This is a genomic window from Hahella sp. HNIBRBA332 (assembly GCF_030719035.1).
Lineage (GTDB): Bacteria > Pseudomonadota > Gammaproteobacteria > Pseudomonadales > Oleiphilaceae > Hahella.
This window is the reverse complement of record NZ_CP132203.1, coordinates 122,234-136,824: the sequence shown is the minus strand read 5'-3', so window position 1 is coordinate 136,824 and position 14,591 is coordinate 122,234. Positions and strand designations below refer to the sequence as shown.

General features: G+C 56.7%; 16 protein-coding genes. 14 read left to right on the top strand and 2 right to left on the bottom strand.

What is annotated here, in order from left to right; all coding sequences use genetic code 11:
• The first annotated feature begins 3 nt into the window (after nucleotides 1-3).
• The 6 genes from O5O45_RS00745 (at nucleotide 4) to O5O45_RS00720 (ending at nucleotide 7,212) form a co-directional block, all read left to right on the top strand.
• Nucleotides 4-2,010 (top strand): TonB-dependent receptor plug domain-containing protein, encoded by a 2,007-nt coding sequence (locus O5O45_RS00745; RefSeq protein ID WP_305903404.1) that lies wholly within the window; start codon nucleotides 4-6, stop codon nucleotides 2,008-2,010.
• Nucleotides 2,011-2,099: 89 nt separating this feature from the next.
• Nucleotides 2,100-3,317, top strand: coding sequence for an HmuY family protein (locus O5O45_RS00740; protein ID WP_305903403.1), 1,218 nt, complete (start codon nucleotides 2,100-2,102; stop codon nucleotides 3,315-3,317).
• Between the two features lie 46 nt (nucleotides 3,318-3,363).
• Complete coding sequence (locus O5O45_RS00735; RefSeq protein ID WP_305903402.1) at nucleotides 3,364-4,443, top strand: hemin-degrading factor; 1,080 nt, start codon at nucleotides 3,364-3,366, stop codon at nucleotides 4,441-4,443.
• Complete coding sequence (locus tag O5O45_RS00730; protein ID WP_305903401.1) at nucleotides 4,440-5,327, top strand: heme/hemin ABC transporter substrate-binding protein; 888 nt, start codon at nucleotides 4,440-4,442, stop codon at nucleotides 5,325-5,327. Before O5O45_RS00735 ends, O5O45_RS00730 begins: the two co-directional genes overlap by 4 nt.
• Before the next feature lie 6 nt (nucleotides 5,328-5,333).
• On the top strand, nucleotides 5,334-6,353 hold the full coding sequence (locus O5O45_RS00725) for a FecCD family ABC transporter permease (protein ID WP_305903400.1): 1,020 nt from the start codon (nucleotides 5,334-5,336) through the stop codon (nucleotides 6,351-6,353).
• An 88-nt stretch (nucleotides 6,354-6,441) separates the two neighbouring features.
• A complete protein-coding gene (locus O5O45_RS00720; RefSeq protein ID WP_305903399.1) occupies nucleotides 6,442-7,212 on the top strand; it encodes a heme ABC transporter ATP-binding protein in 771 nt (256 codons plus the stop codon).
• Nucleotides 7,213-7,248: 36 nt separating this feature from the next.
• On the opposite strand, the gene O5O45_RS00715 is transcribed toward O5O45_RS00720, so the two are convergent.
• A complete protein-coding gene (locus tag O5O45_RS00715) occupies nucleotides 7,249-8,013 on the bottom strand; it encodes a substrate-binding periplasmic protein (protein ID WP_305903398.1) in 765 nt (254 codons plus the stop codon).
• Between the two features lie 232 nt (nucleotides 8,014-8,245).
• On the opposite strand from O5O45_RS00715, the gene O5O45_RS00710 reads away from it, so the two are divergent.
• Genes O5O45_RS00710 through O5O45_RS00690 form a run of 5 tightly spaced genes read left to right on the top strand, consistent with a single transcriptional unit; the run spans nucleotide 8,246 to nucleotide 12,276 of the window.
• Entirely contained in the window at nucleotides 8,246-8,713 is a 468-nt protein-coding gene (locus O5O45_RS00710) for a hypothetical protein (RefSeq protein ID WP_305903397.1), read from the top strand.
• 9 nt (nucleotides 8,714-8,722) lie between these two features.
• Nucleotides 8,723-8,986, top strand: a complete 264-nt coding sequence (locus O5O45_RS00705) for a hypothetical protein (protein ID WP_305903396.1) — start codon at nucleotides 8,723-8,725, stop codon at nucleotides 8,984-8,986.
• A complete protein-coding gene (locus O5O45_RS00700; RefSeq protein WP_305903395.1) occupies nucleotides 8,986-10,110 on the top strand; it encodes a hypothetical protein in 1,125 nt (374 codons plus the stop codon). The genes O5O45_RS00705 and O5O45_RS00700 overlap by 1 nt, the downstream gene beginning before the upstream one ends.
• Nucleotides 10,111-10,139: 29 nt before the next feature.
• Nucleotides 10,140-11,819 (top strand): hypothetical protein, encoded by a 1,680-nt coding sequence (locus tag O5O45_RS00695; RefSeq protein ID WP_305903394.1) that lies wholly within the window; start codon nucleotides 10,140-10,142, stop codon nucleotides 11,817-11,819.
• 4 nt (nucleotides 11,820-11,823) lie between these two features.
• The gene (locus tag O5O45_RS00690; RefSeq protein WP_305903393.1) at nucleotides 11,824-12,276 is read left to right on the top strand and encodes a GNAT family N-acetyltransferase; all 453 of its coding nucleotides are present in this window, start codon (nucleotides 11,824-11,826) and stop codon (nucleotides 12,274-12,276) included.
• A 15-nt stretch (nucleotides 12,277-12,291) separates the two neighbouring features.
• Here O5O45_RS00690 and O5O45_RS00685 read toward each other — a convergent pair whose 3' ends face one another.
• Nucleotides 12,292-12,927: a LysE family translocator gene (locus O5O45_RS00685; protein ID WP_305903392.1), complete on the bottom strand. Its 636-nt coding sequence runs from the start codon at nucleotides 12,925-12,927 to the stop codon at nucleotides 12,292-12,294.
• A 329-nt stretch (nucleotides 12,928-13,256) separates the two neighbouring features.
• Here O5O45_RS00685 and O5O45_RS00680 point away from each other — a divergent pair, with 329 nt between their 5' ends.
• Genes O5O45_RS00680 through O5O45_RS00670 form a run of 3 tightly spaced genes read left to right on the top strand, consistent with a single transcriptional unit; the run spans nucleotide 13,257 to nucleotide 14,400 of the window.
• Nucleotides 13,257-13,481: an SMI1/KNR4 family protein gene (locus tag O5O45_RS00680; protein ID WP_305903391.1), complete on the top strand. Its 225-nt coding sequence runs from the start codon at nucleotides 13,257-13,259 to the stop codon at nucleotides 13,479-13,481.
• 2 nt (nucleotides 13,482-13,483) lie between these two features.
• Entirely contained in the window at nucleotides 13,484-13,903 is a 420-nt protein-coding gene (locus tag O5O45_RS00675) for a hypothetical protein (RefSeq protein ID WP_305903390.1), read from the top strand.
• Nucleotides 13,904-13,962: 59 nt separating this feature from the next.
• Nucleotides 13,963-14,400: a GFA family protein gene (locus O5O45_RS00670; protein ID WP_305903389.1), complete on the top strand. Its 438-nt coding sequence runs from the start codon at nucleotides 13,963-13,965 to the stop codon at nucleotides 14,398-14,400.
• Nucleotides 14,401-14,591: the final 191 nt, after the last annotated feature.

Below are 14,591 nucleotides of genomic sequence, written 5' to 3'. Positions count from 1 at the left end.
TTCGTGTCGCATACATCTCACCCTTTTCTACTTGTCACACTCACGGTTCCTCTCACTCTCGCACTGTCGCAGCAGGCGCTGGGCAATCCGTCAGCGCCGGAAACGGTGCTAGACACCGTCGTCGTCACCGGCACTCGCAGCGAAAAGCTGTTGATGGAGACACCTGTGCGCACCGAGGTGGTGACGCGGGAGGAAATCGAGCGCAAACACGCGCGGGACGTCAAGGAAGCGCTTGAGGACGTCCCCGGTCTGCTGCTGAAAAGAATCCACGGCAAGAGCGGCTACGAAGTCTGGCTGCAGGGATTGGACAGCAACCGCGTCAAAGTGCTCATAGACGGCGAACCGGTCGCCGCCAGCACCGGCTCCAGCGTCGACGTCACCCAAATCGGCAGTCTCAATATTGAGCGCATAGAGGTTGTCAAAGGGGCCACTTCCGCGCTCTATGGCAGCGCCGCCATGGGCGGGGTTATCAACATCATCACCCGGGATATCGAGCAGGGCCTGCACTACGAAGCGCTGGCGGAAGCCGCCAGTTTCGGCAAAGACAACATCGGCGGAGAGACGGCGGACATTGGCGCGCGCCGCGCCTCGGCGCGACTATCAGGCCGCGACGGCGCCTGGTATGGCGCGCTCAGCATAGACTGTCGCGACAGCGACGGCTTCGACGCCACCCCGGAGAACTGGACCACGCAAGGCGCCGAGGGCGAACGCGGCGACTGGTCGGCCCGTCTGGGCTGGAAGCTCGACCAGAATCAGTCCTATGAACTGCTGGGCGGCTACTATCGCGAAGACCTCAACAACCGTATCTCCGCCGACGCCGCCGGTAAGGAAATCCGTAAGGTCAAAGAGGAAAAGGCCGAACGCACCCGACTGGGCGCCTCCGCCGCCTGGCGCACCACCGTGGGAGATTTTCAGGCCCGACTGTTGCAAGAACAATTCGACGACGTCACCTACCAGGACGCCATCGCCACCGCGGTTAAGGAAGACCGCCGCAGCGCCAGCATGGAGACCCGCAGGGCGACCCTAGACTGGACCTACGCCTTGAATGACGACCATCTGCTTTCCGCTGGCCTGGAAGGATTCGAAGAGACGCTTGAACAGCGTCATGACGACGCTATTGAAGTGCCCGCCGGCACGGACCGCCACAGCATTGAAATGTATCTCCAGGACGACTATTTCGTTAGTGACCGTCTGGAAATCACCCCCGGCATCCGCTTGCAGCGGGACAGCGATTTCGGCTCTTACGCCGCGCCCAAAATCAATGCCCGCTATGAACTCATGCGCGAAGACAGCATGACTGTTTTTCTGCGCGGCGGCGTAGGCCGTGGGTATCGCGTGCCCAACCTGAAAGAGCGTTATTACGTGTTCGATCACAGCCACCTGGGATACATGGTGCTGGGCAATCCGGACCTGCAGCCGGAAAAGTCCACCAGTTACCAGTTAGGCGTCGGCGCCTATGGCGATCAGGGCGCCTACGTGGACCTCAATCTGTTCTACAACGACATTACCGACCTGATCGAAACTGCTTTCGACCCGGAAGCCACTTCGGATCGGGGCGACGGCGTCTCCATACACCGCTACACCAACATCGCTGAAGCCAGCACCCGGGGCGCGGAAATCAGCGCCGCCTACCCGCTGTCATCAGAATGGAAAATTCACGGCGGCTACACCTGGATGGACAGCGAAGACAAACGCACCGGCTTGGAGCTGCCGAAGCGGCCGCGCCATCAGGTAAAGCTGGGCGCGGATTACACGTTGGCCTCCTGGGGAACGCAGCTGTCTTTAGACGGCGTGTTTCAATCCCGGGAATTCATCGACATCGCCGGCTCCATGGAGTCGCCGTCCTGGAGCACGTTCGATTTCAAGGTAAATCAGCCTCTGCCCCGGGGCGTCACCCTGTTCGGCGGCATCGACAATCTGACGGATACGCAGCGGGATTTCAGCGACGCCAGCGACTTCCGCCCGGACGAAGGACGATTTTTCTACCTGGGCGTGCGCATCAAAGGCTGACGCCAGCGCCCGGACATCACTCAGCACTATCAATCAGCACTATGGCAATAACCCACTCACACACCCAAAAAACACATAAAGGCAACGTTATGAAACCAGTCTCCCCCACCCTTGCAGTCAAATCCGGCGCCATCGCCGCTGCTCTGATATTACTCAGCGCCTGCTCCAGCGGAGGAGGCTCCGGCGATCCCGATAAAAATACGCCAACTAACGGCGACAGCGGCTCCACGCCTGATAACGGCTCCGGCGGCGCCTACAGGTCTCTGATCGTCGACGCCAGCAGCCGTGACGCTTACACCTACGTCAACCTCGCCACGGGGCAAACGCTGTCGTTGACGGAAGCCGAAGCCGCCTCTTCCACTGACTGGCATATCGGTTTCCGCCGTACCGGCGTGGTGCTCAACGGCGGCGCTTCCGGCCCCGGACAGGTGCGCGGCGCGCTCGCGGCGGCGCAGCAGGATTTCTACACAGACAGCGGCGATCCCAACGCCAACGTATTTCTCAACGCCACGCCGGACTCGGAAGAAGAACATCTGCTGGCGGCGGTGAACACAGCTGGCCTGACCTTCACCAGCGACAGCGTGCTGAGCGCCATCACCGCTTCCGGAGACAGAACCGGCAACGTCATGGATCTGGGCTGGTATAACTACGATATCTCCACTCACACGGTGTCCCTGAACGACGCCAATGGCTGGTTGCTGCGCTCCAATTCCGGCGCCAGCTACGCCCGTTTCCACGCCACTGCGCTGACTTATAACCCCGGCGCCAACCTGGATGTCACCTTCAGCTTCGACGTACAGCCTTCCGACGCAGCCGGCTTCACCAGCAACGCCACCTTCGCCGCCTCTGTTCCCGTCAGCGGCGGCAGCCAGTGCTTTGATTTCGATGCAGACGCAACCGTCGACTGCGCCAACGCGGCCTGGGATCTAAAACTGGAAATCAAGGGCTTCAACTGGACGCTCTGGACCAACAGCGGTCCCTCCGGCAGCGGCGCCGGCGGCGCATTCGGCCCGCTCCCTGTGGCGGACCTGAACAACTATGTCTCCGGCACGCAGTCTGATACCGGCGCGGACATCAGCATGCACTACCTGGCCGACGCCACCGCAGGCATTTTCGAAGACTCGCCCTGGTACGCCTATAACCTGCAAGGTCAGCACAAAATCTGGTCCAACTATCGGGTCTACGTGATCGAAACCCAAAACGGCGGCGATGACGCCACCAAGTACAAGCTGCAGATCACCAATTACTACTCCGACGCAGGCGCAAGCGGACACCCCAACATCCGTTTTATGCCGGCCGCCAACTGATCCGCACTCTCCACAGGAACCATTGCATGATTAACGAGGTGAACACATGACGGCTCAAGCGGTTCTCAACAGAGACGAGGCGATCAAACAACCTGCCGAAGGGTTGAAAGAATCCTGGACGCAAATGCGGCGGGAACAACCCCGTCTGCGCATCCGCAATGCAGCGGAGCAATTGGGAGTGAGCGAACTGGCTCTGTTGCTGACGCAGATGGAACAGCGCGTCCAGCCCCTTGGCGGCGACTTCGCGGAGATGCTGACGTCCATCGAGTCTGTAGGACGGGTGATGGCGCTGACCCGCAACGACCAGGCCGTGCACGAACGTCACGGCGTCTACCATGATTTCAAAGCCAATGCGGCCGGCGTCATGGGCTTATGTCTGGGCGAGATCGATCTGCGTGTCTTCTTCAAGCACTGGCGTCACGCCTATGCGGTAACAGAAGGCGCGGGCGAACAGGTCCGCCGCAGCATTCAGTTTTTCGACGCCACCGGAGCGGCGACGCACAAGATCTACGCCACCGAGCACACGGATATGGCGGCCTGGGACCAGTGGATAATCGCTCATCTCGCCAGCGATGCGGAGCTGTTTTTCGTACCCGAAACGAAGACGCCGCCGCTTTATCCCAATGCCGGCAAGGTGACGGAAGACGATGTGCGTCAGCCCTGGTCGGAGTTGAAAGACGTCCACCACTTCAACGCCATGCTGAGCAAACTGGGGATTGATCGTCTGGAAGCGTTGCAGTTGGCGGGCCAGGAATACGCTCATCGTCTGCCGACGGACGCCATGGAGCAGGCGTTGCGATTCGCCGCCAACTGCCAGCTGGAGATCATGGCCTTTGTCGGCAACGATGGCGTCGTGCAGATCCATACCGGAACCGTCAACAAACTGTTACGCACCGGCCCCTGGTTCAACGTGCTGGACCCGGACTTCAACCTGCATCTAAATACAGAGCAACTGGCGAGCTGCTGGGCGGTGCGCCGCCCCACCAGCGACGGCGTGGTGACCTCGCTGGAGTGCTTCAATCACGACCGCAAGTTAGTGCTCACCCTGTTCGGCGCCCGCAAGCCCGGCAAGCCGGAACTGACGGAGTGGCGTGAACTGGTGGCGTCGGTGGAGAATCTGTCATGAGCGTAGCCGGCTTCTCAGTGCGTGGCTGGAGTGCGCGCCTGACCGGCGTTGCGCTGCTATGGATCGCCAGCGTGGCGGCCCAGGCTGCGACGCCAACGCCGTCTCCTGAACGCATGCAGCGTATCCTCTCCATTGGCGGCGCCGTGACGGAAATTATCTATGCACTGGAACAGGAACAGCGTCTGATCGGCTCCGACATCACCAGCTATTACCCGCCCGAGGCGGAGAATATGCCGAAAATAGGATATGAACGCTCCCTCTCCGCCGAAGGTATTCTCGCGTTGCGCCCGGATGCCGTGCTGGCCAGTGAGGATGCGGGTCCGCCCTCCGTTCTGCAACAATTGAAAGGCGCCGGCGCCACTTGGTTTACCGTCCCGACGGCGCAGGATCTGGACGGGGTTTACGCCAATATTCGCCAGATCGGGTATCTGCTTGGAGCCGAGACGCAAGCGGATAAACTGGTGACGGACATGCAGGCGCAACAGCAGCGACTGGAGCAGGAGAAAGCGCAAAACCAACGCAGCGCACGGGTGATTTTCGTCCTTCAGCACGGCGGCGGCGCTCCCATGGTGGCCGGCTCCAACACGGCGGCGGACCGTATCATCCGCTTGTCCGGAGCGGTGAACGCGCTACAGGGAGTGGAAGGCTACAAACCCATGACGCCAGAGTCTCTGGCGCAGGCGCAACCGGATCTGATCCTGACCACCACCCTGGGTATGGAGCAGGCCGGAGGCATCGACGCCATGCGCAGCATACCTGGCGTCAAGCTTACGCCGGCGGGACGCAACAACAAAATCGCCGCCATGGATGGACTGTTGCTGCTAGGTTTCGGTCCCCGCACGGTGGTCGCCGCCAGACAGCTCCGTCAAACCTGGATGGAGTAAACGCCTGTGCAGACCCTCTCCGCCATGCCGCATAAATCCACCCGCATCTGGCTATTGCTGGGCGCCAGTCTGACCGCCGCCACTCTCGGCGCGGTGATGCTGGGGGCCTACTCTCTGACCTGGCGCTCCGTGCTGAACTTTGACTTGAGCAGTCAGGACTGGATGATTCTCTGGCATATCCGCCTGCCCCGAGTACTTTTGGCCGGCGTAGTGGGCGCCGCGCTGGCGGTCAGCGGCGCGGCTTTACAGGGATTGTTTCGCAACCCGCTGGCGGATCCGGGACTGATCGGCATCTCCAGCGGTTCCGCGCTGGCGGCGGCGCTGGTAATTGTGTTGTTCCCTTTCAGCACCGGCTGGATGGGGCTGTATGGACTCAGCGTCGCCGCCTTCCTTGGCGGCGCGGCCACCTGCTGGCTGATCTTCAAGGTCGGCCAGCTTGGCGCCGCCTCCAGCGTGGCGCACCTGATTCTGGCCGGCATCGCAGTCAACGCTCTGTGCGGCGCGGCGGTGGGCTTTCTGACCTATCTCAGTACATACGAGCAATTGCGCACGCTGACTTTCTGGACAATGGGCAGCTTCGGCGGCGCGCTATGGCCATCGGTGGGCGTGTCGTTCACCATCACCCTGCCAGTGATAGGCATGCTGATGCGTCAGTCCAGCGACTTGAACCGCCTGCTGCTGGGCGAGCAGGAAGCCCGCTATCTGGGCACGGACACAGAGAAGCTGAAAACCCGCGTCATTACGCTCTCCGCTATCGCCGTGGGCGCCGCTGTGGCGGTGTCCGGCATCGTCGGCTTCGTCGGTCTGGTGGCGCCGCATTTGGTGCGCCTGCTCTGGAAAGCGGACCATCGCGTGTTGATTCCCGCTTCCGCAGTACTGGGCGCCGCGCTGACGATCTCCGCCGACACCCTGGCGCGCACCCTGTTCGCGCCGGCGGAAATGCCCGTGGGCATACTGACCAGTCTGATTGGCGGCCCGTTCTTCCTGTGGTTGTTGCTAAGCCGGAAATCCGGGGTGCGCTCATGATGCCTTCCACGCTTCAAGTTAACCGAAAATGCCCCCGAGAGAACCGAAAAAAGCCTCAAGATAACCATAAAGAACGGAGAGGCCCGCTATGATTCACGCCTTCGCCGTGTCCGTGATACGTCATGACAAAACCTTGCTGGAGCAGATCAATTTCAGCCTCAGTCCTGGGGAACTGGTGGTGACGCTGGGACCAAACGGAGCCGGCAAGTCCACGCTGCTGAAGACCCTGGCGGGGGAACTGTCGCCCTCCCTCGGACACGTATTGCTGGACGATGAGCCCATCAGCCAGTTCAGCCTGCCGCAGTTAAGCCGTCGGCGCGCAGTCTTGTCCCAGTCCGTGCATCTCGATTTTCCCTTCAGCGCCATGGAAGTCGTGCTGATGGGCGCGCAGCGCTCAGTATCTGGGGGCGATCCGTTTCGTCTGAGTCAGGAAGCGCTGGAAGAGGTGGACGCAGGCCATCTGGCGCAGCGCAACTACCAGGAACTTTCCGGCGGCGAACGCCAACGCGTGCAGATCGCCCGCGCCCTCACTCAGCTATGGACAGGAGTCGGCGCTGGTCCCCAATACCTGATGCTGGATGAGCCCACTTCAGCCTTAGACCTGAAACACCAGTGCGCCTTATTGAAACTGGCGCGCAGACTGGCGGCCAAAGGCGTCGGCGTTTTCTGCGTGCTGCACGATCTGCATCTGGCGTCGCAATATGCGGACCGTATCCTGTTGATGAACCAGGGGCGTATTGTGGCGGAAGGCGCGCCGGAGACATTGATCACAACGACGAACGTCAGAGAGGTGTATCAGGTGGACAGCCGCATTCTGCCTCATCCGGTGACGCAACGACCGATGGTGATGATCGATTGAAACCGCCGCGCTTTACGCGGCGGTTCGAGATGGGATTTACTTTTTATATTCGCCGCGACGGGAGGCTTCAATCATCTTGTCGTACTCGCCACTGTCTTTCAGCTTCTGCAAGCCGCGGTTGAAGGCTTCCATCAGTTTTTTGTTTTCCGGCTGCACCTTGTTCAGAATCAAGTGGTAAGACTTTTCCTTGATCGGCTTGGGATGTACTTCAACCTGATCCATCACCCCCATGCCGTTCATCAGCTCGCTGCCCACATCAAGGTCTTCCATGTAGGCGTCCAAACGCCCCGCCAGCAGTTTTTTCACGTTGGCGTCCGCGCTGGACACCCGCTCAATGCTGACCATTCCGGACTTTTCCTCATCATCGAAGCCATAGCTGTAGCCGGTGACGCCGCCCAACTTCTTACCTTTCAGCGACGCTGCGTCACTCCAGTCAAAGCCGCTGCCTTTCTTGAAAAAAGCGACCGTCTTCAAATTAATGACAGTGTCGCTGTAGTCGAAATCCTTCTCCCGATCCTCGGTGCGACTCCAAATCAGCGAGCCGTTCAGCTTGCCGTTCTTGGCGTCTTCATAGCCCCGCTTCCAGGGCAGGAATACATATTCCACGTCAATATTTTCATTGGCGAAGGCTTTTTTCACCACATCGGAAATCACACCATACTCATTCAGGTTTTCCGACAGATAGGGCGCCCATTCACCATTGGCGAGGGTCACTTTTTCTGCGGCGCTGGTCCCTGAGAAGACCACGGCGGCGGATAAAACAAGCACATTCATCAGGCGGTTGAATAACGTCTTTTTCATTTGTTTACCTTTCATTTTTAACCACGGAGAAACCCCGCGACCTATTATTGGTTATCGCTGGTAAGGCTAGCAGAAGACGTTAAAGCCGCCAGTGATGAGGCGCGCTTCAATGGCCAAGTTCACAATCTGTGAAATTCGGGCGAGAATCTGAATAAGCGCTATAATATCGCGTATCTGTATGAGTTCCGGCGCAAAACGCTCTTAATCAAGACTGGAAAAATAGGACATTGTAGTGGAAGGCTTTGACAATTTTTTACAAAAGCACGGCTTAAAGGAGTCTCACATCTACCTGCTTGAGCTGATCCCCCTGATTGAAATGATCTGGGCGGACGGTCGTTGTCAGGACGCCGAGGTAAAAATTCTCTACCGCTACACCATCGAACATCTAAGCCGGGTCAGTCGCGAGTCGCCGGATATCGAATTCATTTCTGAAGATGACATTAATGAGTTTCTCGATCGCTTCACGCAGACCCGCCCCGATCCGGAGATGCTTCGCGAACTCAGAGAACTATGCCTGGATCGTATGGAGAGCAAGTCCAAATACCAGGATCAAATGGAAAGCAAACAGGCCATGATGAATTATTGCCTGGACATCGCCGCCGCCAGCGTCAATCGCTACCCCTACAAATTCAACGAACGCATCATCGCTGAAGAAAAAGACCTGCTGAAGGAACTGTTTCACGCCCTGTCTTCCCGCTGATTATTCATCATGAGTCGTAGTAAGCCGTCGCTGGCGAAAAGCATACATCCGTCGTGGTTCAACGCGCTGTCGCGCCGGGTCAGGCTCGGCAACAAAGTGAAGGCCGCGGCGGCCTGTCTCTGGTTCGCCGCCGCATTATCCGCATACGGCGGCTCCTATGAGTCGATGGATCAATCGCCCTCGCTATGGCCGCTCGGCCTGCTGGGGGCCGCCCTGTTGTTACAGGCGGTCGGCCTGCTTTTTTTTAACGCTAAACACAGTGTGGCGGAGTGATGCAGGGCGACGTGGAAACCTATCAGATCGTTACTCGCGGCAAGCTCGCCAGCGGCCAGGAACTTGCTCAGGTTCAGCGGAATTTAAAAGCGCAATTACGTCTCAGCGACGTCATGATCGCCAGGGTGTTCGCCGACGCGCCGGTGAAACTGAAGAGCAACCTGACCTGGGAACAGGCCCAGGGCTGGCGGAAAAAATTACATCAACTTGGCTTACGCACAGAACTGGCCCTGCAACTGAACCCCGCCTGTCTGCAAGCAGGTTTACAAGCCGCCCCACAGGAACCAGTCCTGGACAAGCCGGACGATCAAATACTGCTGTTCGAAGCTGGCAAGCTGACGCCGCATCTGGTTCAGTTTTCCGAATCCCTCACGGTGTCTAATGAGTCCGGGACGCCCGTCGCCCGCATCGTTAATCACAACGCGTATTGGAGTCCCCTGGCGTTAGTGCTGGCCTCAATCGGGCTGGCTTTAACGCTGCAGAATCACCTGTTGCGGGTGATGACCCACTATCTTCAATGGGGCGCCCTGGCCAGCGCCCTCAGCATTATTTTCCTGTTGCTGGCTATCATCTGTCTGCCCCGCCTCTTGCAGCCGCGTATGCTGCAGTCCATTACTGACGCCCGCGGCGCACACCGCATTTACCAACAGGAGCTTCCCGTCTATTGGGTCGGCGTCAAAAAGCATCGGCTGATAGATGCGGAACAACAGGACCTCGGCGTCATCGAACGCAAACAGCAAAGCGCGACCTTGAGCGATGCGGAAGGCGCCCTGGTCTATGAATGGCGGCAGGCCGTGCGCGTCCACGAAAGCAGCAAAGATGCTCTGGGCAAGATTCAGGAGAAGCTGGTGGAAGACACTGCTTTGGGCCCCGTCGCCGAATACCTGGGGCATGCCAAAAAAGTTCTGGATTTCCTCAAGCGCAGACGCGGCAAGTCTGCGACCTCCCCTTCCTGGGACCCGCAGAACGCCATGGCGGTGCTGGACCAGGAAGGCAATCTGGCGGCGTTGGTGTACGCCACGCCGGAACCCGCAGCGCAAATTCGCAAGCCCAATCTCTCTGCACAGGAAAAACTGCGACTGCTGGCCTTCTGCGCCTGTTTACTCAGGAGTCCGTTGGTATGAAGCAGTTATGAAGCAGTTATGAAGCAGTTATGAAGCAGTATTCCTTCGAGTTCAGAGGGCAACTTTCCCCCGGCGCCGATCAAGGGAAAACCCAGGCCGGCTTGGCGAAGCTGTTCCAAACCGACCCCGCGGAGCTGGCGTCGTTGTTCAGCGGCGAAGCCATATTTCGTCGCGAAGGGCTAAACGAATTCACCGCCAAGTCTTATCAGCAGCAATTCGCCCGCGTCGGCGCCATCGGCGCAGTGAGAGAACAGGCGGACCGCACCGCCGCCTCCCCGGCCACAACGGATGCTTCCAACAAGGCGCCAGTTACGCTAACGCCAAAGACGCAGGGAGCACAGCCAAAAACAGACATCCGGCCCCGTTGCCCGAAATGTCAGTCGCTGAATATCGACGCCACACAGTGTCTCGATTGCGGCATCATTCTGGAAAAATATCGCCAGATGCAGGAACGGCTGCAAAACCCACAGCCGCAACCAATCCCTGTGCAGGCGGAGCCCTTTCGACTGGAAGAGGCTGACCGGGAGCAAAAACGAGCGGCGAAGTGGCTGTCCTGGGCCGGCCTGATCCTGACCATTGTGTTTGTCTCCGACAGCTACCTGCTGAAGATCAACTTTCTCTACTCCGCCGGCATTGATCTGGGCTATATCCCCTTCTTTATCGGCCATCTCGTTTTGCTGCGCGGCTGTATTCTTTATGCAGAAAGCAAAGGCTACAGCATGCTGGTGGGGCTGTTGGGATTGTTCAGCCTGGCGGGGCTCTCCATTCTGATGCTGCTGCCGGACCATCGGAGAGATAAGTCCGGCGTCACCGGCAAACACCTCGCCACCGCCGGCGCCTGCATTCTGGTCTGTGTCGTATGGCTGGTCGGCTTTTTCAATAAACTGCATGACATGAGTGAAATCGCCAACGGGGCTCAGCTGCTCAGCGCCGGTCGACACGAATATCCCACCCCGGTTTTGGATAGTGCAACGGACATCTACGAACGCGAACAAAAAGAAATGCAGGCCTATCTGGAAACGTCACTGAAAACCATCAAGGACGGCTCATTCCGCCCCAGCGAAATCACCACGCTAGCGGACGTCATGTTCGGCGCGTTGGCGCGCTACGAGGCTTGGCGCAACTATCAGCGCTACCGCCATGTGGTCGAACAACAGCCTTTACCGACGCCCCTCGAATCAGACTGGACCAAGCAAAACCAGACGCTGTTCGCGACCCTGCTGTATAAAAATATTGATCGCGAAAAGCAAAGACGTCTGTATACCGAAAAGCAAAACTGGCTAGTCGGCGCCAATCCTGATCAAGTGAGTCCGTTTTGGGATAAGTTCAGCCGCTATCTGTTTGATGTCCTGAGCGACTATATGGCCGCACACCGCAATGCGCTGTATCGCCAGCCTTTCAATAAAGACAAAAACGCGCCGCCCCCCGTTATCACGCTCGATCTGCGCGAGATGAACCTTCGCGACTACGCCAAACTGCACAAGGAGGTCACAGTGGACACCATCACCTACAGCGCCACGCTGGGCCAACTATCCCATACGCCGCTGACCGTCGCGTTCTACCTGGAGCCTTACACTCAACGCTTTGGCAAACAAGGCGTTCTGACCAAGGGTGTCGTCATCTCCCCCGACTTTCCCAGTAAATACCTGTATGGGCACTTTAATGTGTTTAATCGGTATCCGGTGGAGCAGGAATTGAAGGAGCAATAAACTCATGACTCAGCCAGCACAGACGATTCGCTTCGAAAATGCGACCAAACAAGACAGCCACACACTCGCAGAAATCAGGACGCAGGCCATGAAGCCCAGCTTGGAAGCCGTAGGTCGGTTTGATGAAAACAGAGTGAGAAGCCGTTTCCTGGACACGTTCGTCCCGGAGGAAACTTTCAAGATCATGGAGAACGGAGAGCTGGCGGGTTTCTTCGTCCTGCGCAACAAGCAAGACCACCTATACCTGGACCATCTCTATATTCGTCCCGATTTTCAAAACCGGTCGATTGGCGGAAAAGTGCTTGCGGAAGTGAAGCGGGAAGCCGCGAATAAAGGCCTGCCAGTGAAACTCTGCGCACTTCGCGACAGCAAGGCCAACGACTTTTACCAGAAACACGGCTTCGTCAAAACCCATGAGGGCGAGTTTGATATTTATTATGAATTTAGCCAGCGTTGAGACGCGCTTAGACCGCTACACACGCTGACTCAGCAGCACTCCGCCGCCCATGGTTATAAACAATCCGCCAGAGACTTTTGATATCTTACGCTCGATATCCTGTGCGAGAAAACGTTGCCCGACTCGGCTAATTAACATGGCGTAGCCCAGGTGAACACAAGCGACAATCACGCATATTGAAACATACATAACGCCAAACTGCTCCAGATGCGACTGCTCTGTATTGATGAATTGAGGTAGAAAGGCGGATAGGAATATCAATGTTTTAGGATTGCTTGCGGAAACAAGAAAAGCTTCGGTATAGAGCTTGCGTGAGGTGAATTGCGCCACCCGCTGCGTCTTATCCGGTAAAGGCAGGTTTGACTTGCCGCCAGCCTTCAAGCTTTTACAACCGAGATAGATAAGATACGTCCCCCCCAATACTTTCATTAGGGTGAACCATACCGGAAGCTGCTCAAGAAGCTCCCCCACGCCAATAGCGACAAGGCATACGATCACAAACTGACAGGACAGATTTCCCAGCACCGTCACAAATGCGGACTTCCATCCATACTGGAAACTGTTTTTAACCACCAGCAGAACATTCGGTCCGGGTGATAAGGTAGTGACCAAATAGGCCAGCGAAAACATAAGCCAGACATCCAACGCCATCAACCACTCCTTTACCGCGCCAACATAGACGCACAGCCTCAAAACAGAGCGAACCCTCGCCACCGGACGATCAAGATAGTAGTTAATTCAATTAATTGCATCCAATTAAGTTTTTAGCCTGTGCAATTGAAAAAGGTGGGGCTCACACTATCGTTTTCAGAGGAAAACTCGCTGCACTGGTTTGGCCGACAGTAGTCTGGCGGTTAAACTAGCGCTCGTGTTAGCAACTGCTACACCTGCTCCGGTTCTGATCAAAAGGCAATCGACCTGTGAATCATTGCTATGCGATACAAGACGGCATCTCCAAACAAATCTAATGAGTCCTATCAATGCATGACATCTTAAAAAAACTAGACAAGTTAAAAGAGCGCGATGCCAGCCTCAGCGTGTTTGGAAGCAGCACCCACAAGTACCTCTTAAATCCGCCGCTAGCACTAGCGGATTTTGAGTCAATTGAGAGGAAGTATCAGGTTACCTTTCCAGACGACTATAAAAGCTTCATCACAACTATTGGAAATGGCGGCGCAGGCCTTTTTATGGGCTCTTTCCAATAGAGATGCAGGATGAAGGCTTCGACCTTTGCCACTGGGAAGCTGGAGGACTGATTGGGGACCTTCGTCAGCCTTTCCCTCATAGTGAAGCGTGGAATTTGCCGCCTTCTTTCTGGGAGGGTGAACCCAACCCAGAGGAGGAGGACACTGAAGAAATGGAAGATGAGCTATGGGAAGCTTGGGACCAGAAACTCGAAGAGCAGTATTGGGCGGAGGCAATAGTGAATGGCGCAATCCCTATCTGCCATGAGGGGTGTGCTATTCGCTTCTGGATGATCATAACCGGAGAACTCAAGGGAACTATTTGGGAAGATCTCAGGTGCGATAACCAAGGGATACGCCCGCTAAAAGATGATGAAGGGAATTTTGTTACATTCACAGACTGGTATTTAGGTTGGCTGGAACAGTCATTAGCCGAATGCTGATCACTTAATCGCCCCTAACAAATATCAGCGCTTAATAGCCCAAAAAATCAGGAAACAATATGTACAAAGGAAGCTGTCTTTGCGGTCAGGTCAAAATTGAAATCCAGGGGCCGATTGAATCGATTATTCATTGCCATTGCTCCAAGTGCAGGAAGAGCAGCGGCACGGCTTACGCCACCAATGGGTTTGTGAATACGGCGGACTTGATAGTTCAGGAAGGTGCGGAGCATCTGGCCTTTTTCGAAATGGCGCCCGGACGCAAACGCCACTTTTGCCGGACCTGCGCCTCACCAGTCTTCAGTTCAAATGATGCAGCGCCTGAGCGAGTGAGACTACGTCTGGGAATTCTGGATTCAGACATCGCCGAACGCCCCCTCTCCCACAACTTTGTCACATCAAAAGCCAACTGGGACGACCTGGACGCCCAGCTTCCCCGGTATGAAGCGCATGAGCCCGGGCGAGGCGCTGTTCGGACAATAACCAAAGACGCTCGCTAGTTCAGGTATAGAATAGGAAAAAGATACTAAAGCGGATAGTTTAATAGCAGGTTTTTCTGAAAGCAGAATGCATGCATTGCCTGGACAAATAAAATACCCCCCAAACTATCAACATTCTGTTTAGAGCATAAAAAAACAAATAGAAGCCACATTAATTATATTACGACACAGATAACGAATAGATTATATTC

What these genes read in the sequence shown, in the direction of transcription:
- O5O45_RS00680 (WP_305903391.1), top strand. Translation starts at nt 13,257, where the DNA reads ATGCATGACATCTTAAAAAAACTAGACAAGTTAAAAGAGCGCGATGCC.
- O5O45_RS00695 (WP_305903394.1), top strand. Translation starts at nt 10,140, where the DNA reads ATGAAGCAGTATTCCTTCGAGTTCAGAGGGCAACTTTCCCCCGGCGCC.
- O5O45_RS00685 (WP_305903392.1), bottom strand. Translation starts at nt 12,927, where the DNA reads ATGGCGTTGGATGTCTGGCTTATGTTTTCGCTGGCCTATTTGGTCACT.
- O5O45_RS00715 (WP_305903398.1), bottom strand. Translation starts at nt 8,013, where the DNA reads ATGAAAAAGACGTTATTCAACCGCCTGATGAATGTGCTTGTTTTATCC.
- O5O45_RS00675 (WP_305903390.1), top strand. Translation starts at nt 13,484, where the DNA reads ATGCAGGATGAAGGCTTCGACCTTTGCCACTGGGAAGCTGGAGGACTG.
- O5O45_RS00690 (WP_305903393.1), top strand. Translation starts at nt 11,824, where the DNA reads ATGACTCAGCCAGCACAGACGATTCGCTTCGAAAATGCGACCAAACAA.
- O5O45_RS00730 (WP_305903401.1), top strand. Translation starts at nt 4,440, where the DNA reads ATGAGCGTAGCCGGCTTCTCAGTGCGTGGCTGGAGTGCGCGCCTGACC.
- O5O45_RS00740 (WP_305903403.1), top strand. Translation starts at nt 2,100, where the DNA reads ATGAAACCAGTCTCCCCCACCCTTGCAGTCAAATCCGGCGCCATCGCC.
- O5O45_RS00700 (WP_305903395.1), top strand. Translation starts at nt 8,986, where the DNA reads ATGCAGGGCGACGTGGAAACCTATCAGATCGTTACTCGCGGCAAGCTC.
- O5O45_RS00720 (WP_305903399.1), top strand. Translation starts at nt 6,442, where the DNA reads ATGATTCACGCCTTCGCCGTGTCCGTGATACGTCATGACAAAACCTTG.
- O5O45_RS00670 (WP_305903389.1), top strand. Translation starts at nt 13,963, where the DNA reads ATGTACAAAGGAAGCTGTCTTTGCGGTCAGGTCAAAATTGAAATCCAG.
- O5O45_RS00705 (WP_305903396.1), top strand. Translation starts at nt 8,723, where the DNA reads ATGAGTCGTAGTAAGCCGTCGCTGGCGAAAAGCATACATCCGTCGTGG.
- O5O45_RS00735 (WP_305903402.1), top strand. Translation starts at nt 3,364, where the DNA reads ATGACGGCTCAAGCGGTTCTCAACAGAGACGAGGCGATCAAACAACCT.